The 23,493-nt window shown below is 49.2% G+C and carries 15 protein-coding genes, 20 tRNA genes, 3 rRNA genes and 10 pseudogenes; 28 read left to right on the top strand and 20 right to left on the bottom strand.

From position 1 onward, the window contains the following. Window positions 1-724 precede the first annotated feature (724 nt). Window positions 725-1,099: pseudogene (locus GPS65_RS19110) on the bottom strand (UDP binding domain-containing protein); the annotation flags it as partial. 332 nt (window positions 1,100-1,431) lie between these two features. Here GPS65_RS19110 and GPS65_RS19105 point away from each other — a divergent pair. Next, a complete protein-coding gene (locus GPS65_RS19105) occupies window positions 1,432-1,908 on the top strand; it encodes a response regulator (protein WP_274379576.1) in 477 nt (158 codons plus the stop codon). On the opposite strand, the gene GPS65_RS19100 is transcribed toward GPS65_RS19105, so the two are convergent. Continuing rightward, on the bottom strand, window positions 1,859-2,260 hold the full coding sequence (locus GPS65_RS19100) for a helicase-related protein (protein WP_202914161.1): 402 nt from the start codon (window positions 2,258-2,260) through the stop codon (window positions 1,859-1,861). The genes GPS65_RS19105 and GPS65_RS19100 overlap by 50 nt on opposite strands. 2 nt (window positions 2,261-2,262) lie before the next feature. Between GPS65_RS19100 and GPS65_RS19950 the strand changes: the two are divergent. The 4 genes and pseudogenes from GPS65_RS19950 to GPS65_RS19075 form a co-directional block, all read left to right on the top strand. Continuing rightward, window positions 2,263-2,652 (top strand): annotated as a pseudogene (locus GPS65_RS19950) (FAD-dependent oxidoreductase); the annotation flags it as partial. Between the two features lie 16 nt (window positions 2,653-2,668). Further along, a pseudogene (locus tag GPS65_RS19550) lies at window positions 2,669-3,190 on the top strand (class I tRNA ligase family protein); the annotation flags it as partial. A 229-nt stretch (window positions 3,191-3,419) separates the two neighbouring features. Further along, window positions 3,420-3,821: an amino acid--tRNA ligase-related protein gene (locus GPS65_RS19085; RefSeq protein ID WP_202914171.1), complete on the top strand. Its 402-nt coding sequence runs from the start codon at window positions 3,420-3,422 to the stop codon at window positions 3,819-3,821. A gap of 390 nt (window positions 3,822-4,211) precedes the next feature. Beyond that, window positions 4,212-4,457, top strand: coding sequence for a glycosyltransferase family 4 protein (locus GPS65_RS19075; protein ID WP_161985478.1), 246 nt, complete (start codon window positions 4,212-4,214; stop codon window positions 4,455-4,457). Between the two features lie 157 nt (window positions 4,458-4,614). Here the strand turns inward: GPS65_RS19075 and GPS65_RS19070 are convergent. Continuing rightward, window positions 4,615-5,034: pseudogene (locus GPS65_RS19070) on the bottom strand (NAD(P)/FAD-dependent oxidoreductase); the annotation flags it as partial. Window positions 5,035-5,212: 178 nt separating this feature from the next. On the opposite strand from GPS65_RS19070, the gene GPS65_RS19945 reads away from it, so the two are divergent. After that, window positions 5,213-6,757 carry a TetR family transcriptional regulator gene (locus GPS65_RS19945; protein WP_161985477.1) on the top strand — a complete coding sequence of 515 codons (1,545 nt, stop codon included), beginning with the start codon at window positions 5,213-5,215 and terminating at the stop codon, window positions 6,755-6,757. Here the strand turns inward: GPS65_RS19945 and GPS65_RS19060 are convergent. Beyond that, window positions 6,687-7,076, bottom strand: coding sequence for a phosphohexomutase domain-containing protein (locus tag GPS65_RS19060; protein WP_202914159.1), 390 nt, complete (start codon window positions 7,074-7,076; stop codon window positions 6,687-6,689). The two genes, GPS65_RS19945 and GPS65_RS19060, sit on opposite strands and share 71 nt — an antisense overlap. Then, window positions 7,039-7,488, bottom strand: coding sequence for a zinc-binding dehydrogenase (locus tag GPS65_RS19055; RefSeq protein WP_202914158.1), 450 nt, complete (start codon window positions 7,486-7,488; stop codon window positions 7,039-7,041). Before GPS65_RS19055 ends, GPS65_RS19060 begins: the two co-directional genes overlap by 38 nt. Between GPS65_RS19055 and GPS65_RS19050 the strand changes: the two genes are divergently transcribed. The 3 genes and pseudogenes from GPS65_RS19050 to GPS65_RS19990 form a co-directional block, all read left to right on the top strand. Continuing rightward, window positions 7,483-7,941, top strand: a complete 459-nt coding sequence (locus GPS65_RS19050; RefSeq protein WP_202914157.1) for an ABC transporter substrate-binding protein — start codon at window positions 7,483-7,485, stop codon at window positions 7,939-7,941. The two genes, GPS65_RS19055 and GPS65_RS19050, sit on opposite strands and share 6 nt — an antisense overlap. A 205-nt stretch (window positions 7,942-8,146) precedes the next feature. Next, window positions 8,147-8,479: a hypothetical protein gene (locus GPS65_RS19365; protein WP_202914156.1), complete on the top strand. Its 333-nt coding sequence runs from the start codon at window positions 8,147-8,149 to the stop codon at window positions 8,477-8,479. A 120-nt stretch (window positions 8,480-8,599) separates the two neighbouring features. Continuing rightward, a pseudogene (locus GPS65_RS19990) lies at window positions 8,600-8,725 on the top strand (SDR family NAD(P)-dependent oxidoreductase); the annotation flags it as partial. A gap of 477 nt (window positions 8,726-9,202) precedes the next feature. Here the strand turns inward: GPS65_RS19990 and GPS65_RS19360 are convergent. Next, the gene (locus GPS65_RS19360; protein ID WP_202914155.1) at window positions 9,203-10,108 is read right to left on the bottom strand and encodes a hypothetical protein; all 906 of its coding nucleotides are present in this window, start codon (window positions 10,106-10,108) and stop codon (window positions 9,203-9,205) included. Between GPS65_RS19360 and GPS65_RS19985 the strand changes: the two genes are divergently transcribed. Continuing rightward, window positions 10,062-10,934 carry a zinc-binding metallopeptidase family protein gene (locus tag GPS65_RS19985; protein ID WP_202914154.1) on the top strand — a complete coding sequence of 291 codons (873 nt, stop codon included), beginning with the start codon at window positions 10,062-10,064 and terminating at the stop codon, window positions 10,932-10,934. The two genes, GPS65_RS19360 and GPS65_RS19985, sit on opposite strands and share 47 nt — an antisense overlap. A gap of 203 nt (window positions 10,935-11,137) precedes the next feature. On the opposite strand, the gene GPS65_RS19025 is transcribed toward GPS65_RS19985, so the two are convergent. From GPS65_RS19025 to GPS65_RS18975, 11 genes and pseudogenes are all read right to left on the bottom strand, one after another. Further along, window positions 11,138-11,213: transfer RNA gene (locus GPS65_RS19025), tRNA-Ala, on the bottom strand. 14 nt (window positions 11,214-11,227) lie between these two features. Then, a tRNA-Ile gene (locus tag GPS65_RS19020) sits at window positions 11,228-11,304 on the bottom strand. A 129-nt stretch (window positions 11,305-11,433) separates the two neighbouring features. Next, window positions 11,434-11,841, bottom strand: a complete 408-nt coding sequence (locus tag GPS65_RS19015) for an acyltransferase family protein (RefSeq protein WP_202914153.1) — start codon at window positions 11,839-11,841, stop codon at window positions 11,434-11,436. 72 nt (window positions 11,842-11,913) lie between these two features. After that, complete coding sequence (locus GPS65_RS19010; protein ID WP_338014788.1) at window positions 11,914-12,552, bottom strand: hypothetical protein; 639 nt, start codon at window positions 12,550-12,552, stop codon at window positions 11,914-11,916. Window positions 12,553-12,585: 33 nt separating this feature from the next. Further along, a tRNA-Asp gene (locus GPS65_RS19005) sits at window positions 12,586-12,662 on the bottom strand. A 22-nt stretch (window positions 12,663-12,684) separates the two neighbouring features. Then, window positions 12,685-12,761: transfer RNA gene (locus GPS65_RS19000), tRNA-Met, on the bottom strand. Between the two features lie 29 nt (window positions 12,762-12,790). Further along, a tRNA-Ser gene (locus GPS65_RS18995) sits at window positions 12,791-12,883 on the bottom strand. Window positions 12,884-12,890: 7 nt separating this feature from the next. Continuing rightward, window positions 12,891-12,967, bottom strand: a tRNA-Ile gene (locus GPS65_RS18990). A 4-nt stretch (window positions 12,968-12,971) separates the two neighbouring features. Then, window positions 12,972-13,045 (bottom strand) — tRNA-Met (locus GPS65_RS18985). Window positions 13,046-13,069: 24 nt separating this feature from the next. Continuing rightward, a tRNA-Ala gene (locus tag GPS65_RS18980) sits at window positions 13,070-13,142 on the bottom strand. Window positions 13,143-13,189: 47 nt separating this feature from the next. Next, a pseudogene (locus GPS65_RS18975) lies at window positions 13,190-13,891 on the bottom strand (AMP-binding protein); the annotation flags it as partial. Between the two features lie 11 nt (window positions 13,892-13,902). Here GPS65_RS18975 and GPS65_RS18970 point away from each other — a divergent pair. The 9 genes and pseudogenes from GPS65_RS18970 to GPS65_RS19930 form a co-directional block, all read left to right on the top strand. Continuing rightward, window positions 13,903-13,978, top strand: a tRNA-Thr gene (locus tag GPS65_RS18970). 37 nt (window positions 13,979-14,015) lie between these two features. Next, window positions 14,016-14,091: transfer RNA gene (locus tag GPS65_RS18965), tRNA-Lys, on the top strand. 8 nt (window positions 14,092-14,099) lie between these two features. Then, a tRNA-Leu gene (locus GPS65_RS18960) sits at window positions 14,100-14,182 on the top strand. A 30-nt stretch (window positions 14,183-14,212) separates the two neighbouring features. Beyond that, a tRNA-Gly gene (locus tag GPS65_RS18955) sits at window positions 14,213-14,284 on the top strand. Between the two features lie 12 nt (window positions 14,285-14,296). Next, window positions 14,297-14,382 (top strand) — tRNA-Leu (locus tag GPS65_RS18950). Window positions 14,383-14,392: 10 nt separating this feature from the next. Further along, window positions 14,393-14,469 (top strand) — tRNA-Arg (locus tag GPS65_RS18945). 7 nt (window positions 14,470-14,476) lie between these two features. Continuing rightward, a tRNA-Pro gene (locus GPS65_RS18940) sits at window positions 14,477-14,553 on the top strand. Window positions 14,554-14,561: 8 nt separating this feature from the next. Beyond that, window positions 14,562-14,634 (top strand) — tRNA-Ala (locus GPS65_RS18935). Beyond that, window positions 14,594-14,794, top strand: a pseudogene (locus tag GPS65_RS19930) (transposase); the annotation flags it as partial. The gene GPS65_RS18935 and the pseudogene GPS65_RS19930, both read left to right, overlap by 41 nt. A 537-nt stretch (window positions 14,795-15,331) precedes the next feature. Here the strand turns inward: GPS65_RS19930 and GPS65_RS19545 are convergent. Further along, window positions 15,332-16,180, bottom strand: coding sequence for a hypothetical protein (locus GPS65_RS19545; RefSeq protein ID WP_238389116.1), 849 nt, complete (start codon window positions 16,178-16,180; stop codon window positions 15,332-15,334). Between GPS65_RS19545 and rrf (GPS65_RS18920) the strand changes: the two genes are divergently transcribed. From rrf (GPS65_RS18920) to GPS65_RS18885, 8 genes and pseudogenes are all read left to right on the top strand, one after another. Continuing rightward, window positions 16,166-16,276: ribosomal RNA gene (rrf, locus tag GPS65_RS18920) — 5S ribosomal RNA — on the top strand. The two genes, GPS65_RS19545 and rrf (GPS65_RS18920), sit on opposite strands and share 15 nt — an antisense overlap. A gap of 491 nt (window positions 16,277-16,767) precedes the next feature. Then, window positions 16,768-16,843: transfer RNA gene (locus GPS65_RS18915), tRNA-Val, on the top strand. A gap of 33 nt (window positions 16,844-16,876) precedes the next feature. Continuing rightward, a tRNA-Thr gene (locus GPS65_RS18910) sits at window positions 16,877-16,952 on the top strand. 43 nt (window positions 16,953-16,995) lie between these two features. After that, window positions 16,996-17,987 (top strand): annotated as a pseudogene (locus tag GPS65_RS18905) (IS3 family transposase); the annotation flags it as partial. A gap of 43 nt (window positions 17,988-18,030) precedes the next feature. After that, window positions 18,031-18,146, top strand: a 5S ribosomal RNA gene (rrf, locus tag GPS65_RS18900). Window positions 18,147-18,928: 782 nt separating this feature from the next. Continuing rightward, window positions 18,929-19,004 (top strand) — tRNA-Val (locus GPS65_RS18895). A gap of 33 nt (window positions 19,005-19,037) precedes the next feature. After that, window positions 19,038-19,113 (top strand) — tRNA-Thr (locus GPS65_RS18890). A 36-nt stretch (window positions 19,114-19,149) separates the two neighbouring features. Next, window positions 19,150-19,445: pseudogene (locus GPS65_RS18885) on the top strand (transposase); the annotation flags it as partial. Between the two features lie 307 nt (window positions 19,446-19,752). Here the strand turns inward: GPS65_RS18885 and GPS65_RS18880 are convergent. Next, window positions 19,753-20,457, bottom strand: coding sequence for a collagen-like protein (locus GPS65_RS18880; protein ID WP_161985473.1), 705 nt, complete (start codon window positions 20,455-20,457; stop codon window positions 19,753-19,755). Between the two features lie 12 nt (window positions 20,458-20,469). Here GPS65_RS18880 and GPS65_RS19925 point away from each other — a divergent pair. Beyond that, a pseudogene (locus GPS65_RS19925) lies at window positions 20,470-21,936 on the top strand (condensation domain-containing protein); the annotation flags it as partial. A gap of 29 nt (window positions 21,937-21,965) precedes the next feature. Here GPS65_RS19925 and GPS65_RS18870 read toward each other — a convergent pair. Beyond that, a 16S ribosomal RNA gene (locus GPS65_RS18870) occupies window positions 21,966-23,482 on the bottom strand. Window positions 23,483-23,493 lie beyond the last annotated feature (11 nt).

Below are 23,493 nucleotides of genomic sequence, written 5' to 3'. Positions count from 1 at the left end.
AGTAGGTCCGGTAACACCAGTGATTCCTGTGCTGCCAGTAGATCCGGTAGTACCAGTGATACCTGTGACGCCCGTAGGACCAGTTGAACCAGTGATACCTGTGACGCCCGTAGGACCAGTTGCACCAGTGATACCTGTGACGCCCGTAGGTCCGGTAGCACCAGTGATTCCTGTTGCACCAGTCGGACCGGTAGCACCAGTGATTCCCGTGGCTCCAGTCGGACCGGTAGCACCAGTGATTCCTGTAGAACCAGTCGGACCAGTTGGTCCAGTGCTACCCGTGGCACCCGTAGATCCAGTTGAACCAGTGATACCTGTTGCACCAGTAGGTCCGGGATCAGGGAAAGATCACCGAGTACTGCACCGCCGTACTCACCAGCCCTACTCCCGCCGCACCGCCAGTGGCAATGTAACGTGCAGCAAAGGGCAAGGTCGCCAGCCCACCTGTGACAGTGGAGGTGGTCGAGACATGGCCGGTACGCAAATCCATCGGCTGCAGGGTTGCGCCGTCGAGAATCTGCACTTCTACTTTGGCGGCGGCGGTTTTTGGGGCGGTATTGCGCAAGTTGCCCGTGGCCGGGTTAATGGCCGGGCTGGTGCTTTCATACAACACGGCTACCTTGGTCGCATCTGCGCAACTGGCGCCACCACCCACGTAGATAAAAAACGGCTTGGAACTGGCAGTCGCGCCCGCCGTCGACAGGGCACTGGCTTGTACTGCGTGCAGCAGGTCGAAATCCGGCGCCTTGAATTGCTGCCACTCGGTGCAGACGATCAAGGCATCGGCGCCGCCCAGGGTCGATTCAGGGGTACCCATCAGCATCAAGCGCGGATCATCGCCATACAGCTTCTGGGTATCCTGCATGGCTTCGGGATCGAAGGCCCGCACATTGGCCCCGGCGGCCCACAGCGATTCCATCAGCACGCGGCTGGGCGCATCGCGCATGTCGTCGGTATTGGGCTTGAACGCCAGGCCCCACAAAGCGAAGGTCTTGCCGCGCAGTTCGCCTTTGTAGAACGCGCGGATCCGTTCGAACAGTTTGCTTTTCTGCCGCTGGTTGATGGCCTCCACCGCTTCGAGCAGGTCACTGGAGCAGTTGACCTACCAGACCAATACTGATCGGGCTGGCCAGCCCACTGGCGACCATATCGACCTGTGGAACCGTGGCCTGACCAAGAGCGGTGACCTGTCCTCAAGTGCCAAGGAAATCTGGTTCTGGGAGCTTTTGTAATGCGTAGGCCTTTTGTTTTTGCGGCCCTGGCCGCGAGCCTTGTAAGCCTGAGTGCGTGCGCGGCGGAAGACGTACCAACACCAACCGCTGCCACACAAGCGATGTTTGTCGACCAGCCCCTGAGCCTGGTAGATGATCAAGGTCACTGCACGCTGGTCAAGCCCGACCAGACTCGCATGCAGTTAGACATGGAGTGGCCTTGCAGCTTCAGCCTGGATGCACAGCAGAAGCTACGCGTAGAGACGTTCAACAACGGGCACCGTTCACCTTTCGCTCCCTGTGCTCGGACGCCATGCCTCATATCCTGATTGTCGAAGACGAAGCGGCGATAGCCGACACGCTGATTTTTGCCCTGCAGGGCGAAGGTTTCACCACCACCTGGCTGACCCTCGGCCAGGCGGCGCTGGAGCATCAACGGCAGACCCCGGCAGATATGCTGATCCTCGACATCGGCCTGCCGGACATCAGCGGCTTTGAAACCTGCAAGCAACTGCGCCGCTTCAGTGAAGTGCCGGTGATGTTCCTCAGTGCCCGCGACGGTGAGATCGATCGCGTGGTGGGCCTGGAGATCGGTGCCGATGATTATGTGGTCAAGCCCTTCAGCCCCCGGGAAGTGGCGGCGCGGGTCAAGGCGATCCTCCTTCAATATCCAGACCGCGTGCCGCCACGTCGGTAGCAACCATCACACGAACTTTTCCTTCTTTGAACTCTTCAAGCGCACGGCGACGCGCACTCTGCGCTTTATCACCATGACACACATTTGCTTTGATGCCGTCGAGCTTCAACTCTTTGACAATGTCGATCGCCGTTTCTTTGTAGTTAACAAATACCAACACTTGTTGCCAGTTTTTACGACCGATCAACTCAGAAAGCAGTTCTGTTTTACGCTCTTGATCAACAGGATACAACACGTGCGCTACCGTATGCGCCGTGGTGTTTTCGCGCTCGACCGCAATACGTTTTGGCTTGCGAAGAATGTCTTTGGACAATTCATTCAATTGGCTTGATGTGGTTGCTGAGAACATCATGAATGGAGGACACCATGCCCCGCACACCGCGAACCGAGACTCTCCCCTATGCCGATGTCGTGCTCATCGGCGGCGGCATCATGTCAGCGACCCTCGGGTCGATGCTCGCCGTCCTCGAACCGTCGTGGCGGATCGTCGTGCTCGAGAAGTCCGGCGACCTCGCCTCCGAGAGCAGCGACCCCTGGAACAACGCCGGCACCGGTCACTCGGGGTTCTGCGAACTCAACTACATGCCCGATCCGAGCGACGGGACGAAGCCGGCCGCGATCGCCCGGCAGTTCCAGCTCAGCCGACAGTGGTGGTCGCATCTCGCCGAGGCGGGACTCATCGATCCCTCAACGTTCGTCCACCGCACGGCGCACATGAACCTCGTCTTCGGCGACCGGGACGTCTCCGTATTGCGACTGGTACCTGGAACTGTCCAAGCCGGTGCTGTGGGACGAAAACGCGCCGATCGAACGCCAGCGCGGCACCCGTCGCACCCTGGTGCGCGTGCTGGAAGTGGCGCTGCGCCTGGCGCACCCGTTCATGCCGTTCATCACCGAAGAAATCTGGCAGCGCCTGGCGCCGCTGGCCGGTATCGAAGGCAAGACCATCATGCTGCAACCTTGGCCAGTGGCCAATGAAGCGCGCATCGACGAGGCGGCCGAAAGCGATATCGAATGGCTCAAGGCCCTGATGCTCGGCACGCGCAATATCCGCGCCGAGATGAACATCGGCCCGGGCAAGCCATTGGCGGTGTTCGTGAAGAACGCCAGTGCCGAGGACCAGCGCCGTCTCACCGAGAATCCCACAGGCTTCGCCGCGGGATATGCCATTGTGTGGTCGTATTGTCTTGTTGTTGTGAAACGTGAGCGAACAAGCCTCAGCCAAGCATTTGGGCGGCCTGACTGCGGCCGCCCGTTATCATGCCACAACACTATCCATTAAACATATGTCATTGCACAAACTGCTCGGAGCCCACGAGACATGCGAAAAAAAAAAACTTATGAATTCACTCAAACGTGTAAAGAAATACTTAGATCTCCTATATTTATATAAAAGCAAATAAAAAAACTCTACGCCTGCAAAGTTGAACATCAGCTTAGTATCTGTTATACATTTTTATGTTGTACTTTAAAGGTATCGTATTTTTCATCAGAAATCACACTAATAGGAAATCGCCTTCGCCGACCTGGCCGCCAATGCCGATTGCGCCGAGGCCTTCCTCAAGGCGATCTTCAAGGCCGTGCTGGACGAGCGTGCCGACGACATGGCGTTCTTCGCCGAACGCGTGCTGCCGGAGGCTGTCAGCCGCCTGGAGGCCTTCATCGCCAAGCCGTTCGAGCGCATCGATTACACCGAAGCTGTCGAGATCCTCAAGAAGTCCGGGCAGAAGTTCGATTATCCGGTGACCTGGGGCATCGACCTGCAGACCGAGCACGAACGCTACCTGGCCGAGAAACATATCGGCCGTCCCGTGGTCGTCATGAACTACCCGGAAGCGATCAAGGCCTTCTACATGCGCTTGAACGACGACGAAAAGACCGTGGCCGCGATGGACGTGCTGGCGCCATCTTGATAAAGCAGGTGCCGGCGATAACCATGAAATCCGCCTGGCGCGGCGATGCCCGGATAACTTCGGCGCCAAAGCGCGCGATGTCATGGGGCGCCGTGAAGGCGGTGGTCATTTCCACGTAGCAGCACGAAAGGCCGAAGTTGTACGGCCACAGGGAATTCTTGCGCCCCCAGTTGACCGCGCCACTCAGCACGTCTTCCAGCTTGCCCATGTAGATGTTTTTGTGGACTTGGTCTTCTAACGGATCGGAGACGGTTTCCCGTTCGCCGATGGGGTACTGATCGTTAGGAGCATCCGGGTCGATCCTGGTGAGATTGTATTGCATCGCCAAAGCCTCATTGTTTCAGCTTCGCTTGCCGCTTGCGACGAGCTTCCGGAGCCCAGTCAAGGGATTTGGAAGAAATTGTTAAGGCAAATAATGCTGAAAAATATTGTTCATTTCACTCTCCATTACCACGTAATGAAATGTTAGGTGTTTTGAAAGCAAGTAATTTTAATTTATTTTTAGAATCTGCTGAACCAGATGCAAAAGGCGTAATGCCAGGGAAAATATTTGAATTAATTGCATTGGGAAATCCAATAATAACTATTGGCCCTAGAGAGGATTTTGAATCTGTACAGTTGATAAAGAGTCCTTGATTATTTGTTGATTTATTAGATTTTATTGAAAAATTGAAGATGAATGAGACATATCTTCCTAATTTCAAAGATCAAGCTTTTTTAGAAAAAATTGCAGGTAGAGATGAGCAAGTTAATAAAATTCATCAATTTATTGAGCAAAAGAATTTGAGTAAAATACTGAAGACTCACTATTTGCATTACCTGCAATATAATAATTATCTATAATTGCAACGTCTAACTCACTATTTTCTAATAATGTAATGTCGCGTTCATATCCATGATTAATAATAACTTCATCAATAGGTAAATGAGAAACCTCACCTGTTTCATGATTTGTTAATTCTACATATTCGATCGCTTCATGGTTATCACCAGCAATTAATTTTGTAATCGATGTATTAAAGAAACACTCCGCTGAGCTGTTCATAAGTTGTTTTACTTGTGCTTCATGACCAGATAATTCTTCTTTTCTATAGGTTACATACACTTTTTTCGCAATTGGTTCTAATTCATTTGCCCAATCAACAGCAGAATTGCCTCCACCGGAAATAATAACTGTTTTACCTTTGAAACGCTTTAAAGAAATTCTTTCATATGATAAAGAATATATAATTTAATGAATCTCAAACTGTATTGTTTTAGGTTCCTATAAGATAGGGATTGATATGATAATTTTGCTTCAAACTTATTTATACTTACAATAAAAATTCAAAAAAATTATAGTGAAAATCGCCCTAAATATTAAGTTCTTTTTATTAGGAGGACCACAAAGCATGACTAAAGTCGATAAGGTAAAAGAAAAGATCATTGAAACATCTTTATATTTATTTAATACTAATGGGATAACTTACACATCCATTCAGGATATAATGACAGCTACTGAACTATCTAAAGGAGCTATTTATCGTAGATTCAAAAATAAAGAAGAAATTGTGCTTGCTGCCTACGACAAAAGTGGTGAGATTATGTGGGGGCATTTTCATAAAGACATGGAACTCTTATATCAGCAATTGTCGATATTTCACTCCACCCGAAGACGCTTTTCTCTGGCCTCACTGGTATGTCTGAATCTCGCTATTAAATATAAATGGCAAGGAATCGCTATGGATAAATCGTTTCGTCTTGCACCTCTCAGCTGTGTATTGATTGCCGCCGTGGGTTGCAGCTCTCAGCAGATGCAGAATTTCAAATCCACGGTCAATGATATCGGCAAGGATTACGGCATGCCGGTGCTTTGTGGGGCTGGCATGATTGCAGGAGGAGCTGCGGGCTACGCCATCAACGGGAAAAAAGGGGCTGTCGCGGGGGTTGCCCTCGGTGGGGCGCTGGGCTGCGCAGCAGGCTATATGTGGCAGTCCAGGCTACAAGAGCTTGACCGGATAGCAAAGGAAGAGAATCTCAACATCGCAGTGTTTGATCCAGCGGTAGCTCCAACGTATCCAGTAGGTCAAGTGGTGACATATGAAGGTGGAACTTATGTTGTGAATACAGCACCACCAACAGGTACACCAGATACGTCACCAGATTATACGTTATTGGCAGCTGCAGGAGCGACCGGAGTAACCGGCGCCACAGGTGCAACAGGCGATACAGGTGCGACCGGAGTCACAGGAGCAACCGGAGTAGGTTTAGACGGAGTCATAGTGTTTGATCCAGCGGTAGCTCCAACGTATCCAGTAGGTCAAGTGGTGACATATGAAGGTGGAACTTATGTTGTGAATACAGCACCACCAACAGGTACACCAGATACGTCACCAGATTATACGTTATTGGCAGCTGCAGGAGCGACCGGAGTAACCGGCGCCACAGGTGCAACAGGCGCCGGACCTACTGGTGCAACAGGTATCACTGGTTCAACTGGATCTACGGGTGCCACGGGTAGCACTGGACCAACTGGTCCGACTGGTTCTACAGGAATCACTGGTGCTACCGGACCTACTGGAGCCACAGGAATCACTGGTGCAACTGGATCTACGGGTGCAACGGGTATCACAGGTTCAACCGGATCTACGGGTGCCACAGGAATTACTGGTGCTACTGGACCTACGGGCGTCACAGGTATCACAGGTTCAACCGGAACTACTGGGGCCACAGGTATCACTGGTGCTACCGGACCTACGGGCGTCACAGGTATCACTGGTACTACCGGATCTACTGGCAGCACAGGAATCACTGGTGTTACCGGACCTACTGGTGCAACAGGTATCACTGGTTCAACTGGATCTACGGGTGCCAGTTTGTTACCGGTCAGGCAATTGCTTCATCGACCAGCACTTGTGCTTCCTGCACCAGACGCTGCAAATGCGCCTCGTCGATGAAGCTTTCAGCGTAGATCTTGTAGATGTCTTCAGTACCCGACGGGCGCGCGGCGAACCAGCCATTGGCCGTCATCACCTTAAGCCCGCCAATCGCCTGGCCATTACCTGGGGCGTGGCTGAGGATCTGCACGATCGGCTCACCGGCCAGTTCGGTCGACTTCACCTGCTCCGGCGCCAGCTTGCTCAGCAACGCCTTCTGCCGCGCATCGGCCTTGGCCTCGACACGGGTAGCGAACGGCTTGCCCAGTGCCTCGGTCAGGTCGGCATAAGCCTGGCTCGGGTTACGCCCGGTACGGGCGGTCATTTCGGCGGCCAGCAAGGCCGGGATCAACCGCGCAGGCCGGGAAAGGTGTCTGATTGCCGCCTTGCAGGCCATACAGCACCAGGCTGCCCCGTGGCGCGAGGACATCACCCAACAGCGACATCTGCGGGCCGCCAAGGCCGTCGAATACCACATCTACACCGCGGTTATCGGTGAACTTGTTGATCTGCATCAGCAAGTCCTGCTCTTCGGTGACGATGACTTTTTCGGCGCCCAGGGACAGCAGATATTCGCGCTCCTCCGGTGACTTGGTGGCAGCGATCACCCGCACCCCCAGGGCCTTGCCCAATTGCACAAACGAAGGCCCGGCACAATGGCTGGCATCCGTAACCAAGGCAAACTGCCCGGGCTTGACCCGCGCCAGGTCGATGTAGGCAAAGTAGGCAATCAACAGCGGCGTGTAATGCACGCTCGCGTCCACCGGGCTCAAGATCAGTATTGGGACCCAAGCAAGGTCAAGCTCGACCAACTGATTTTCGCCATCAACACCGACGCTTCGGTGCGGGTACAGAAGCTCAAGGCCAATGAATGCCAGGTCACTCTGCATCCACGCCCCGCCGATGTCGACGCCCTCAAGGCCGACCCGAACCTGCAACTGCTGACCAAGCCCGGCTTCAACCTCGGTTACATCGCCTATAACGTGCGGCATAAACCCTTCGACCAGCTCGAAGTGCGCCAGGCGCTGGACATGGCGGTGAACAAGCAGAGCATCCTCAATGCCGTGTACCAGGGCGCGGGCCAACTGGCGGTCAACGCCATGCCACCGACCCAGTGGTCCTACGACGACACCATCAAGGACGCCGCCTACAACCCGGAAAAAGCCAAGGAATTGCTCAAGGCCGCCGGCGTCAAGGACAGTTGAGCATTAATTGCTGTCTGAAAAGCCATGGCAACACCAATTCCCATAGCTAAGGGCAAAAACAGAAAAAGTTGGCTAGAGAATTTCATCATTTTTATCAGTATTTAATAATGTTTAAATTTAGTCTAAAGCAATTAAGGTATGTTTTCATAAGCCCATTGATGCAGTCATGTTAAAATAGAAATATTGTGTAAATTGGGCTTGCTCCTTGGCTGTATTAAATCCTGCTTCTATCCCTTTATCTTTATATATCCATATGCCTTGGTGCGTGCGTAAATGTCCATATTGTGACTTTAACTCGCATGCGGTACCAGACGGAGCACTTTCGTCAGAACTTGAGCAAACCTATTTAAAAGCGTTGGTCGCCGACTTTGGAACTCAACTAGAGATGGCACAGGGACGTTCGATTCATAGTGTGTTTATATTGAGTGTTAAATACCGTTATTTGATATTTTGGATCTGGATTTTACAAGCCCATTCAGCAGGCCTAAATGCCATGGGGAAGTTCATGGATGGGGGGAGACAGGTGAATATTCTTTAATGCTTCACAAGAGTTAAACGTTAACTTGATATAGGGTAAGTATCAATTTGCGCCGTCGTTAGTATTAAACAAGCCAGATATTCATTGTTAAGGTGAGGTGATAATCAAGAGGAAGAACCAATGAACTTTACAGGTAAAACAGCGGTTGTAACGGGCGCTGGCCGAGGGTTGGGTTTTATTTATGCCCAAGAGTTGGCGAAATTGGGCGCCAATGTGGTGATCAGTGATGTTGGCTCGGATAACCTGGGTGCGGGGACCGATGCCTCGATTGCCATGGACGCTGCGCGAACGCTTCAGTCCAAGGGGTTTAGGAGCCACACCAACCACCCTACCTTGACCCCGCCCGCCCCCTCGGCAACAATCCCCCCGTTGCCGCCCAAACAAGCGGCACACGGGATTGGCGTCCCGTTTCCGAAGTCGACAAGCCAACGCAGCATGCTGCGTTGGCTGCTTTATCCATGGCAAGGCCGTTTTGGCAGGCGCATGGTGGGAGAGCGCTATGCGCTCGCCGGCAAGACTTCGGACCGGTACGCCAATCCTGCCACGCGCCTGCCTCACCTCAGCCTCACCCGGCAGGTTGTTTATCTTGTGTCACAGCAGGAGAAACACCATGCAACACGCTCAAACCTTTCCCCCGCGCCGCCGCTACTAACTGAACGCCCTGGGACAACAGGAAGCGCTGATCCCCTTCGTCCGCTTCTGCCCCGGCCGCACCTACCCGCGTTACTGGCAAATGCCTACGCCACTTATCCTGAGCATCGCCTTCAAGGGCGCCGACCGCGCGACGCGCCCGCGTGGCCCGTTCAGCGGTGGCACCGTCGGCACTCGCCAGGTTGCCCCGTGGTACAGCCGCATTGCGGTGTTCGTGGTCTGCCTGCTGATCGCCGTGGTCGCCGCACGCGGCACCCTGCGCCAGGGCCCGCCGATGCGTTGGGGTGACGTGTACACCACCGACTCCAACTTCGCCAACCACCTGGGCCTCAACGGTACGCTGTCGCTGATCGGTGCGGCCAAGGCGCGTTTCTCCGAGCATCGCGAGAACGTCTGGAAAGCCACCCTGGAGCAACCGCTGGCCACCCAGACCGTGCGCGACATGCTGGTACTGCCGGACGAGAAACTGGTGGATACCGACACTGCCGCCGTGCGCCGTGACTTCACGCCACCGGCCGAGAAGACAGTAGCACCTGTTACTTCTTCAATCACTTCCCCTTGTGGTTGAGCCTTATCTTTCTTCCCCTTGGTTGCAATATCGTGTTCTTGTTGAGCTTGTGATTCTGCAGCAAGAGCAGCTTCTTTGGCCTCTTGACGATAGAATTCTTCTTTCAATTTGTTATCGTACCATTGAGCATAATACAATCCACCTTGTAATAATAACACACCCAAAAGAACAAAAATGATCATCACTTGAGAAGCAGCCATGACATTGATCCCGGTTTGGTAATCAACATCACCCCATTGTCCAACAAGACATGAATTGACACCGGTTCTTAAATTAGTCAAATAAATAACCACACCAACCATAAATAAACCTAAACTACCATACTCGAAATATTTAGCATCCTCATCGGGTTTGTATAATTTGATGAAATGTCCAATTAAACCTAATAATCCGCTGGAAATGCTCGCCATCCCCAGCCCCACCGGGTTTACCGACACCATCGTGCGTTATGTCGCCGAGCGCCTGGAAGAACTCGGCATCCCCTTTGAAATGACCCGGCGCGGCACGATCCGCGCCACCCTCAAGGGCCAGCAAAACAGCCCGGACCGCGCCGTTTCCGCGCACCTGGACACCATCGGCGCCGCCGTGCGGGCGGTCAAGGACAATGGCCGCCTGACCCTGGCCCCCGTCGGTTGCTGGTCCAGCCGTTTTGCCGAAGGCAGCCGCGTCAGCCTGTTCACCGACAATGGCGTGATCCGTGGCAGCGTCCTGCCGCTGATGGCTTCCGGACACGCGTTCAATACCGCCGTGGATGAAATGCCAATCAGTTGGGACCATATCGAACTGCGGCTGGACGCCTACTGCGCCACCCGTGCCGATTGCGATTCCCTGGGGAGACTGGCTCAATGCCCACCCCAATGGCGGCATCTCCGGGATCATCGCGCAAAACGACGACATGGCCCTCGGCGCCCTGCAAGCGGTGAAGTCCCGCGGACTGACGCCCACCGAAGTACCGGTGACGTCCATCGACGGCATGCCGGATGCCATCCAGGCTGCGAAGAGAAACGAAATCACCACCTTCTTGCAAGACGCCCAGGCGCAATCCCAAGGCGCCCTCGACGTAGCCCTGCGCGCCCTGGCCGGCAAGACTACAAGCCGCGCTCCGTGATTTGGGAGCGCTATGCCAAGGACGTGCAATGGGGCGACGGCACCGCCAAGAGCTACATCCTGCCGTGGGTGCCCGTGACCACTGCGAATGCGGATGCGCTGTACCAGCAGGTCAGTGGCACTAAATAGCGGTTTCGACCTGTAAATACGATCCAAATGTGGGAGCGGGCTTGCTCGCGAAGGCGGAGTGTCAGCCAACTGAGGCATCCACCGTGCGCCCTTTCTAACTTAACCATTTCTTACTTTAGAAAGAATCACTATGTGTGATGAACTTTGCATTGCATTCAATGTGAATGTATTACTTATTGTTATCTAGTTTTCAAAGAACACGTTGGTGGAGCCTAGCGGGATCGAACCGCTGACCTCCTGCGTGCAAGGCAGGCGCTCTCCCAGCTGAGCTAAGGCCCCGATTTAATAGAAGATGGTGGGCCTGAGTGGACTCGAACCACCGACCTCACGCTTATCAGGCGTGCGCTCTAACCAGCTGAGCTACAGGCCCATCTTTCATATCGAAGATATGATGTTGTAGGATCTTTTGCAAGTTCCTTCAAAACTAAACAAGACGAAAACGTACGCTGCTCCATATATCCTTAGAAAGGAGGTGATCCAGCCGCACCTTCCGATACGGCTACCTTGTTACGACTTCACCCCAATCATCTGTCCCACCTTCGGCGGCTGGCTCCATAAAGGTTACCTCACCACCCGCCACCATCCATTGGGGGTTAGCCTGCTCACCGGCATAAGTCAGCAATACCACCAACGGCCAGTGCCACAGATAAATCGAATAGGAGCTGGCGCCCAGCTGGCGGGCAAGCGGGTTGGCCGTTAACCAGGAGCGCTGGCGATTGGCCGCCAACACCAACATGGCACCCACCACCGGCACCAGTGCCAGATAACCTGGCCACTGCATCGCCGGATCAAAGGTGGCTATCGCCCAGATGATTAGCGCAAAGCCAACCCCTTCCGCCAAAAAAAAAAATTTTAAAACCACAACTGTAGGCCACAAATCGTCACCTGATTGGCTCTTGTAGCCCACCTCTACCTCCCACACTTCAACTTTCCTTCTTAACTTTTGTAGTTTGGATGCAACTTGAAAATATTGGTTTTTTTACAATATCTCCACCAATCTTTGACTTCCTTTGAACAAACTTAGATGGCGCCTGTGGCGCCTGTCGCTCCCGTGGCTCCGGTTGCACCCGTGGCTCCCTCCTGTTCCTGTGGCGCCTGTGGCGCCTGTCGCTCCCGTGGCTCCGGTTGCACCCGTGGCTCCGGTTGCTCCTGTTCCTGTGGCGCCTGTGGCGCCTGTCGCTCCCGTGGCTCCGGTTGCACCCGTGGCTCCGGTTGCTCCTGTTCCTGTGGCGCCTGTGGCGCCTGTCGCTCCCGTGGCTCCGGTTGCACCCGTGGCTCCGGTTGCACCCGTTGCTCCTGTTCCTGTGGCTCCTGTTGCACCTGCACCCGCTATCAACGTGTAATCTGGTGATGTTCCTGGCGTGCCCGTTGGAGGCGCCGTATTCACGATATACGTACTTCCATTGGACGTCACAACTTGACCTACTGGATAACCTGGTGCTGCTATTGGATCGAATGGTACAATTCCTGTTAAGCCTACTCCGGTCGCTCCTGTTGGACCTGTTGGGCCGCTTGAACCAGTCGCTCCACTAGTACCTGTGGCTCCTGTTGCACCTGCACCCGCTATCAACGTGTAATCTGGTGATGTTCCTGGCGTGCCCGTTGGAGGCTCTACCAACTGAGCTACAGAGCCATGTATTCTTTTTAAAAATGGCGGTCCGGACGGGACTCGAACCCGCGACCTCCTGCGTGACAGGCAGGCATTCTAACCAACTGAACTACCGGACCATTTTGGCTGTATAAAATAATTTGGTTGCGGGGGCAGGATTTGAACCTGCGACCTTCGGGTTATGAGCCCGACGAGCTACCGAACTGCTCCACCCCGCGATGATATCAATTTAAGTTTTTAAAAAATATGGCGGAGGAAGAGGGATTCGAACCCCCGCGGGCTTTGACACCCCTGTCGGTTTTCAAGACCGATCCCTTCAGCCGGACTTGGGTATTCCTCCGTATAGATGGTGGACCTTGTAGGACTCGAACCTACGACCGGACGGTTATGAGCCGTCTGCTCTAACCAACTGAGCTAAAGGTCCTTTATAGCGGCGGAGGGGATCGAACCCCCGACCTCACGGGTATGAACCGTACGCTCTAGCCAGCTGAGCTACACCGCCATGATCAAAATAATCTTTTAAAAGTGGAGCCTAGCGGGATCGAACCGCTGACCTCCTGCGTGCAAGGCAGGCGCTCTCCCAGCTGAGCTAAGGCCCCATAAAAGATGGTCGGGAAGACAGGATTCGAACCTGCGACCCCTTGGTCCCAAAAATATTAATCTGGTCATCTATTCTTCCTACATAGTCTATTGAACCATCTGGAAGCCAGCGAGCTAGGTCACCTGTTCTATACATTTTTTCTCCTGGAATGAAAGGGTTTCTTACGAATTTTTCTTTCGTTAGTTCTGGTAAGTTCCAATAGCCACGCGCTAACCCTTCTCCTCCAATACACAGTTCACCAGGTATGCCTATCGGTTGAACTTGATCATCTTGATTCAAAATATAAACCTTTTTGTTTGGAAATACTTTTCCAATCGTAGGTTTCTCCATGTCAGGAGTACATACGCCCGCTGTACTTCCGATTGTCGCTTCTGTTGGGCCGTAACCATTGATTAACGTACGCTCTTTTCCCCATACTTTGACTATATCTGATGTACATGCTTCTCCCATTGTAATAATTGTCTTTAAATCTGGTAATTCTTCATACGGTGTGACCCTCAATACGGAAGGTGGGAAAAAGGCAGTAGTAATGGCTTGATCCTTTAACCACTTTGTAAACTTATCCCCCGAAAGAAACAATTCTTTTTTACCTAAATAAAGGGTCGCTCCACTTAAAAGAGTAGGGAAGATTTCACCTACTGCGGCATCAAAACTAAAAGAGGCAAATTGTAACACACGGCTGCCTGATGAAATACCAAAAGTCTCACCCATTAAACAAAAATTGCTTACACTTTTATGTTCCACCATAACTAGATAAAGCCGGTGTAGCTCAACTGGTAGAGCAACTGACTTGTAATCAGTAGGTTGGGGGTTCAAGTCCTCTTGCCGGCACCAGTTTCATATGGTAAGATAGACAAGTCGCTTTTAAAGCGAGCCATTAGCTCAGTTGGTAGAGCATCTGACTTTTAATCAGAGGGTCGAAGGTTCGAGTCCTTCATGGCTCACCATGTTTCATGCGGGTGTGGCGGAATTGGCAGACGCGCTAGACTTAGGATCTAGTGTCTTTATGACGTGGGGGTTCAAGTCCCTTCACCCGCATTGCCAAATAAAATAAAGAAATCCTGTAATGCGGAAGTAGTTCAGTGGTAGAACACCACCTTGCCAAGGTGGGGGTCGCGGGTTCGAATCCCGTCTTCCGCTTATACCATCCACGCCGGGGTGGTGGAATTGGCAGACACACAGGACTTAAAATCCTGCGGTAGGTGACTACCGTGCCGGTTCAAGTCCGGCCCTCGGCATTATAAATAAGCGCCCGTAGCTCAATTGGATAGAGCGTTTGACTACGGATCAAAAGGTTAGGGGTTCGACTCCTCTCGGGCGCGCCATTAAGATCGGGAAGTAGCTCAGCTTGGTAGAGCACTTGGTTTGGGACCAAGGGGTCGCAGGTTCGAATCCTGTCTTCCCGACCATCTTTTATGGGGCCTTAGCTCAGCTGGGAGAGCGCCTGCCTTGCACGCAGGAGGTCAGCGGTTCGATCCCGCTAGGCTCCACCTTGATCCGCTTATTTTGTTCAAAATGATGTTTATCGGATACCTTTACGGTATCCGTTCTGAAAGACAACTCGAAAAAGAAATTTACTATAACATGGCGTATAGATGGTTTTTAGGTTTGAACATCAATGATCCCGTTCCCCATCACTCCACTATTAGTTGGAATCGTCGTACTCGATTTAAAAATACAACGATTTTTCAAGACATTTTCGATGAGATTGTGCTTCAAGCTATCAATCATGATATGGTAGGAGGTCGCGTTCTTTTTACTGATTCAACTCATCTTAAAGCCAATGCTAATAAACATAAATATACGAGAAAAACGATTGAACAAGATACCCAGAACTATATCAATGATTTAGAAGAAGCAGTCCAAGAAGATCGGGTGGCACATGGAAAAAAGCTCTTAAAGGTAAAAGAGGAGGTGAAAACAGAAAAAGACATTCGTCAAAGTATGACTGATCCTGAAAGCGGCTATCTATATCGCGAAAACAAGCCTGAAGGCTTTTTCTACCTAGACCACCGGACAACAGATATGAAGTATAATATCATCACCGATGCTCATGTCACGCCTGGAAATGTCCATGATTCTGTTCCATATCTTGATCGGTTAGATCACCAAATCGCACGATTTGGTTTTCAAGTAGAAGCTGTTGCGCTTGATTCAGGTTATTTGACAACACCAATTTGTAAAGGTTTATCTGATCGACATATTTTTGGTGTCATTGCCCATAGACGTTTTCATCCGACCTACTGGGGCCACAGGTATCACAGGTTCAACCGGACCTACTGGTGCAACAGGAATCACTGGTGCTACCGGACCTACTGGCGTCACAGGTATCACTGGTGCTACTGGTCCTACGGGCGTCACAGGAATCACTGGTACTACCGGATCTACTGGCAGCACAGGTATCACTGGTTCAACCGGACCTACTGGGGCCACAGGTATCACTGGTGCCACGGGTAGCACTGGACCAACTGGACCTACTGGTGCAACAGGAATCACTGGTGCTACCGGTCCGACTGGAGCCACAGGTATCACAGGTATCACTGGTTCAACCGGACCTACTGGGGCCACAGGTATCACAGGTTCAACCGGACCGACTGGTGCAACAGGTATCACTGGTGCAACCGGAACTACTGGTGCAACAGGTATCACTGGTGCAACTGGATCTACGGGTGCAACGGGTATCACAGGTTCAACCGGACCGACTGGAGCCACGGGAATCACTGGTGCTACCGGTCCGACTGGAGCCACAGGTATCACAGGAGCTACCGGACCTACTGGAGCCACAGGAATCACTGGTGCAACTGGAACTACGGGTGCAACGGGTATCACAGGTTCAACCGGATCTACGGGTGCCACAGGAATTACTGGTGCTACTGGACCTACGGGCGTCACAGGTATCACAGGTTCAACCGGACCTACGGGCGTCACAGGTATCACTGGTACTACCGGATCTACTGGCAGCACAGGAATCACTGGTGTTACCGGACCTACTGGTGCAACAGGTATCACTGGTTCAACTGGATCTACGGGTGCCAAGGTCACACCCGTTCCCATACCGAACACGGAAGTTAAGCTCTTCAGCGCCGATGGTAGTTGGGGGTCTCCCCCTGTGAGAGTAGGACGCCGCCAAGCTTGTATAAGGATCAGTTCCATTTGGAACTGATCTTTTTTGTGCTTCTTGAGAAAATATGCTACTGATTGCACTTGTTTGATGAACGTTTCAACACTCCACTCTAGCGTATTTATAAGCAGATGAAAGTCTTTAAAAATGAGATCGTGTATTCCAGTTAACTATGAAATAACCAGTAAAGAGTTAGATGAATAGATGATAGAAAAGCTCTGTATTGATATTAGTAGATAATTAATTCTAATTCAGACATAATGGGTATCTAATGTGAGATGCTAATATTTATGAAGGAATTGCCCATTTTTAAAGAGAATATAGAATGGAGGCGTTTAAGTGATGAACGTTAGATGACGCTGATTGATTAGAGGAAATAACGGTCATTTGCTAAAAGAAATACGGGATGAAAATTGAAATAAAATTTTTTTAATATAGCCTTTACAAATGATGAAAACCTGTATATAATAATCTTTGTCGGATCGAGAGATTCCTACATAGTGGAGGATTAGCTCAGCTGGGAGAGCATCTGCCTTACAAGCAGAGGGTCGGCGGTTCGAGCCCGTCATCCTCCACCATATTTATTCTTACATAATGTTAGGGTAGATAAAGCCGGTGTAGCTCAACTGGTAGAGCAACTGACTTGTAATCAGTAGGTTGGGGGTTCAAGTCCTCTTGCCGGCACCAGTTTCATATGGTAAGATAGACAAGTCGCTTTTAAAGCGAGCCACGATTTCATCAACCGGTTGGAAAGCAGTATACCTATGGGAAAGGACCAGAATATCAAAATGAGAACGAGAAGTTGAAAACAGAAAATCTTTATTTAAAACAACAAATTGACCTATTAAAAAAGTATATAGAATGGGAAAGGAAGTGAAAAAAGAAGCATTCGTGTCGATTTATGATGCGGTAAAAGACACAGTAAGTGTAAGTGCATTCTGTCAGATGTTTGAGCTCGCAAGATCAACATTTTATCGTTGGAAAAAACAAGATCTCCAGCCAAAACAGCAAGTGTTAATTGACCTCATATCGTCACTTTGTGAGTCACACCAATATACGTACGGTTATCGAAAAATAACGGCCCTACTGCGAAAAGAAAGGAGAATAAATCATAAGACAGTACAACGCATTATGCAAACCTACGGTTTACAGTGTCGTGTGAAAATAAAAAAGCGTAAACAGACTGGTCAACCTTACTATATTGCAGAAAATCACTTAAAACAGGATTTTACTGCGACAAAGCCACTTGAAAAACTGGTGACAGATATAACATATTTGCCATTTGGTCAAAAAACACTTTATCTATCCAGCATAAAAGATTTGTATACTAGTGAGATTGTGGCTTATACGATTGGTGATAAACAGGATGTTTCTCTTGTTTTAGATACATTGAAGCAGTTACAGACATTACCTAAAGGCTGCGTACTTCATAGTGATCAAGGTTCGGTCTACACTTCTTATGCTTATCAAAAGGAGATAAAGGAAAAAAGCATTACCATGAGCATGTCCCGAAAGGGAATGCCCGCTGATAATGCCCCCATCGAATCCTTCCACTCCAGTTTAAAAACAGAAGGATTCTATCTCCACCACCTGACAAACACTACAACAGCCATTGTAGAAAAAACAGTCAGGGAGTATATTGATTATTATAACAATATCCGAATTCAATTGAAATTAAACAACCAGTCACCAAAAGAGTTTCGGCAACTGGCTGTTTTATAAAGGTGTTTTGATCCCTGTCTCAAAAACGGGGGTCAGTTCCAGGTTTGGTGGCGATAGCGAAGAGGTCACACCCGTTCCCATACCGAACACGGAAGTTAAGCTCTTCAGCGCCGATGGTAGTTGGGGGTCTCCCCCTGTGAGAGTAGGACGCCGCCAAGCTTGTATAAAGATCAGTTCCATTTGGAACTGGTCTTTTTTGTGTTTTTGAAAAAATCATTTCTATATTAATGGCTGTGTAAAATGAGAAGTGATGATGTAGTAAGACTCATTGATCAGCTAATCCTTCCGTTCGTCTCACTTACATGTGCTTTAAATGAACAACGCAGTTGTTGTTTGGGTGGATCATTCAATTGCGTTTAGGATGAAGACATAGAAAGCAGCCAATAAAATTTTCTTTGTCAGTCAGATAAAGAGGACTGTTTAGAGGTACACTAGATAACCGAGTATCGCCAAAGAGCATAGAGCACTCCAGTTAATTTTTACGCCCGCTCTAAGCAAGAACAAGAAAGAATCAACAACTAACTTGTACCCGAGTAACACTTTAATATGAAGATCGTAACTAACAGCATCATTTACGTATGTTTTTACATAAAAATGATTTCTCAGAAAAATAAAATAACAAAAGAATCCCTTTTTTAGATGATTTGTATGAGAAGATATATTGAATAAAACACGCGTATAAAAAACATGAATAGGGTCATTTCACACCAACAAAGCTTTATTAGAGCGCTTTTTAACAAAAAAACATAAAAAATGCAAAAAAGACTTTTAAAATGATGAAACAAGTGGTAAACTTCTTTAGGTGCCTTAACGAAAAGATGAAAAAAACAACATTAAAATAAATTCAAAAATTATTTTAAAAAAGTCTTTACAAACAATATCTTATCGTTATATAATACTATTTGTCGGATCGAGAGACATTCGAAATGACAACACAATATGGAGGATTAGCTCAGCTGGGAGAGCATCTGCCTTACAAGCAGAGGGTCGGCGGTTCGAGCCCGTCATCCTCCACCATATTTATTCTTACATAATGTTAGGATAGATAAAGCCGGTGTAGCTCAACTGGTAGAGCAACTGACTTGTAATCAGTAGGTTGGGGGTTCAAGTCCTCTTGCCGGCACCAGTTTCATATGGTAAGATAGACAAGTCGCTTTTAAAGCGAGCCAATCCTAAAAAATGTGCATCGTGTCCTTTCCTTGAAAGATGCACAAGGTCGAAAAATCATCAAAGAGTCATCTCAAGACACATATGGGAAGAACATAAAGAAAAGATCAGACAGAATCGTCTAACTGTCTCTGGAAAAGAGCTATATAAAAAAAGAAAAGAAAAAATAGAGCGAAGCTTTGCAGATTCAAAACAACTGCATGGGCTTCGCTACTGCCGGTTAAGGGGGAAACAAAATGTGCGTGCCAGAACATGAAAAAGATTGCCACACACCTAGCGAAGCTAGGCTAGGTGTGTGGGAGGCCTTTTTCATTAAATCTCATCCATCATAATTACGATGAAAATAAAAAAGCCTGTAGAAAACATGAGTTTCTCTACAAGCTGACAGACCATGTTTGGTCTGTTTTAAATTTACCTATAAATTTTGAGATATTGCATTTCTATCGATCATAGTCGTGTTTCGATCAGTCGGTGATAGTATACACTCTTCTGCTACAGCAATCCCCTTAAAAGACCTCAATAAAGAACTTTAGTGACTAATTAAACACACTTCTATTACTACAATCCTGACCCTTACATTTCAACTGAAGATCAGAAATTAATTATTGATTTTGAAAAGGGTAAGCCTTAAAGTACTAACTGTAATTGGCTGCCCGCTTATATTGACTAATCTGAACACCGTTCCTGCAGGGACTACGCCAGAAAAACCTATAGCTGATACTTGTTCACCTGTTGAAGTTCCGTTGACAATACCACTTGAAGTACCACTACCACCACCCAAAACTCCATTTGTTGAAACACCTATACTAATTGGGCCTGCTTGAGTAGCAACCGCACTAACTTGTGCAGATATATAATAGTTACCACTTTGTTGTACGGTAAATGTATCTGGAGCAGTAAAAGTTACATTATCTAAAAATTGGTTCCCAACTAATGAAAAGTTTCCATTACTAGCTACGGTTTGAGTAGTACCATTACTAGTAGAAGCCGAGGCTGTTGATAACGTTCCAGTGGCACCCGTTGGACCGGTTGCGCCTGTCACTCCCGTTGGACCCGTGGCTCCGGTCCCTCCAGTTGCCCCGGTCGCTCCTGTGGCGCCTGTTCCTGTTGCTCCCGTGGCTCCTGTGGCTCCGGTCGCTCCTGTGGCTCCGGTTGCACCCGTGGCTCCGGTTGCTCCCGTGGCTCCGGTTGCTCCCGTGGCTCCGGTTGCTCCGGTCGCTCCGGTCGCTCCGGTCGCTCCTGTTCCTGTTGCTCCCGTGACACCCGTGGCTCCGGTTGCTCCGGTTGCTGCCGTGTAGAACATCAGAAGTATTATCCAGCATCATCTGTTCAAAAACGATTACACTCTATACATCATATAGATGAAACGAAAATGACTTATAATATGCCAATGGTATTAAGCATCGAAGGTGCTTTAGATATTAAACGCTTGGAAGGCGCTCTACAAACCATTGTGAGTCGTCATGAATCCTTGCGGACTTCATTCCATATGGTGGATGATGAACTTGTTCAAAAAATTGATGAGAATCTGATTTGTCAACTTCAGTATTTTTATGCGGACAGTAACACAGATGTAGAAAAAGCTATTCAATCATTTATAAGGGCTTTTGAATTAGATGTAGCTCCTTTATGTCGTTTTGGCCTGGTACATTTAACAGAAAATAAATACTTATTGTTAATAGACATGCATCATATCATTTCAGATGGTGTATCGATGGGTATATTTATGAGGGAACTAAGAAATCTATATCACCAGATACCATTAGAGGCTATAGAAATTCAATATAAAGACTACACAAGTTGGCAAGAAAAACTCAAAAAAACAGAGTTTTATCATAAGCAGGAAGAATATTGGATGAAGGAGCTCGCAGGAGAATTACCAGTGTTACATTTACCAACGGATTTTCCACGTCCAGCTAATCAAAAGTTTGATGGGAAGTTATATTCGTATGAGTTTGATCCAACATTGGCTCAGAAGTTGGTTGAATTTTCGTCAAACCAAGGTGTGACCTTGTTTATTACCTTACTGGCTGCTTATAATGCATTGTTATATAAATACTCAGGGCAAGAGGATATTCTAATAGGTTCGCCTATTGTAGGACGATCAAATCCGGAATTAGAAAATGTCATAGGAATGTTCGCAAATACAATAGTTTTTAGAAATTATCCCACAGGTGGATTGACGTTTCGAGAGTTCTTACAAAGTGTAAAAGAGCGAAGCGTCTCAGTATATGAAAATGCCGATTATTTATTCGAGGAACTCGTTGAAAAACTAGAGATAGAAAGGGATCTTAGTCGTAATCCACTTTTCGATACGATGTTTATTTTGCAAAATATAGGGCAGGAAAAATTGGCGTTATCTGATTTAACAATTAAAGAAAAACCAATAGAATGGTCAAATTCAAAAATGGATATGAGTTGGACTATATTGGAAGGTGAAACAATTCATCTTATTTTGGAATATAGTACTCATTTATTCAAGGAAGAAACCATTGGTCGGATGATCGACCACTATGTGTCTATCCTTCAAGACATTGTAGAACAGCCAGATAAATGTTTAAGGGACATTGAGTTAGTCTCGGAGAAAGATCGCCAACAATTATTACTACAATTTAATGATACAAAGAAAGACTATGTTAAAACGAAAACACTTTATACACAATTTGAAGAACAAGTTAAGAAATCTCCTGAAACAAAAGCTGTTGTATTTGAAGAAAATGAATTAACTTATCAAGAGTTAAACGAGAGAGCGAATCAACTAGCCTATAAGTTGAGAGAAAAAGGAGTAAACGCTGCTCCATATATCCTTAGAAAGGAGGTGATCCAGCCGCACCTTCCGATACGGCTACCTTGTTACGACTTCACCCCAATCATCTGTCCCACCTTCGGCGGCTGGCTCCATAAAGGTTACCTCACCGACTTCGGGTGTTACAAACTCTCGTGGTGTGACGGGCGGTGTGTACAAGGCCCGGGAACGTATTCACCGCGGCATGCTGATCCGCGATTACTAGCGATTCCAGCTTCACGCAGTCGAGTTGCAGACTGCGATCCGAACTGAGAACAGATTTATGGGATTGGCTAAACCTTGCGGTCTCGCAGCCCTTTGTTCTGTCCATTGTAGCACGTGTGTAGCCCAGGTCATAAGGGGCATGATGATTTGACGTCATCCCCACCTTCCTCCGGTTTGTCACCGGCAGTCACCTTAGAGTGCCCAACTAAATGCTGGCAACTAAGATCAAGGGTTGCGCTCGTTGCGGGACTTAACCCAACATCTCACGACACGAGCTGACGACAACCATGCACCACCTGTCACTCTGTCCCCGAAGGGAAAGCCCTATCTCTAGGGTTGTCAGAGGATGTCAAGACCTGGTAAGGTTCTTCGCGTTGCTTCGAATTAAACCACATGCTCCACCGCTTGTGCGGGCCCCCGTCAATTCCTTTGAGTTTCAGTCTTGCGACCGTACTCCCCAGGCGGAGTGCTTAATGCGTTAGCTGCAGCACTAAGGGGCGGAAACCCCCTAACACTTAGCACTCATCGTTTACGGCGTGGACTACCAGGGTATCTAATCCTGTTCGCTCCCCACGCTTTCGCTCCTCAGCGTCAGTTACAGACCAGAGAGTCGCCTTCGCCACTGGTGTTCCTCCACATCTCTACGCATTTCACCGCTACACGTGGAATTCCACTCTCCTCTTCTGCACTCAAGTTTCCCAGTTTCCAATGACCCTCCCCGGTTGAGCCGGGGGCTTTCACATCAGACTTAAGAAACCGCCTGCGAGCCCTTTACGCCCAATAATTCCGGACAACGCTTGCCACCTACGTATTACCGCGGCTGCTGGCACGTAGTTAGCCGTGGCTTTCTGGTTAGGTACCGTCAAGGTGCGAGCAGTTACTCTCGCACTTGTTCTTCCCTAACAACAGAGCTTTACGATCCGAAAACCTTCATCACTCACGCGGCGTTGCTCCGTCAGACTTTCGTCCATTGCGGAAGATTCCCTACTGCTGCCTCCCGTAGGAGTCTGGGCCGTGTCTCAGTCCCAGTGTGGCCGATCACCCTCTCAGGTCGGCTACGCATCGTCGCCTTGGTGAGCCATTACCCCACCAACTAGCTAATGCGCCGCGGGTCCATCTGTAAGTGACAGCCGAAACCGTCTTTCATCCTTGAACCATGCGGTTCAAGGAACTATCCGGTATTAGCTCCGGTTTCCCGGAGTTATCCCAGTCTTACAGGCAGGTTACCCACGTGTTACTCACCCGTCCGCCGCTAACATCCGGGAGCAAGCTCCCTTCTGTAATGTTCTCTCAAAACTAGATAACAATGTTCAAACTTCACAATAGAAT

Source organism: Bacillus pumilus, from assembly GCF_009937765.1.
GTDB lineage: Bacteria > Bacillota > Bacilli > Bacillales > Bacillaceae > Bacillus > Bacillus pumilus_O.
This window is presented reverse-complemented; position numbering and strand designations above follow the sequence as displayed.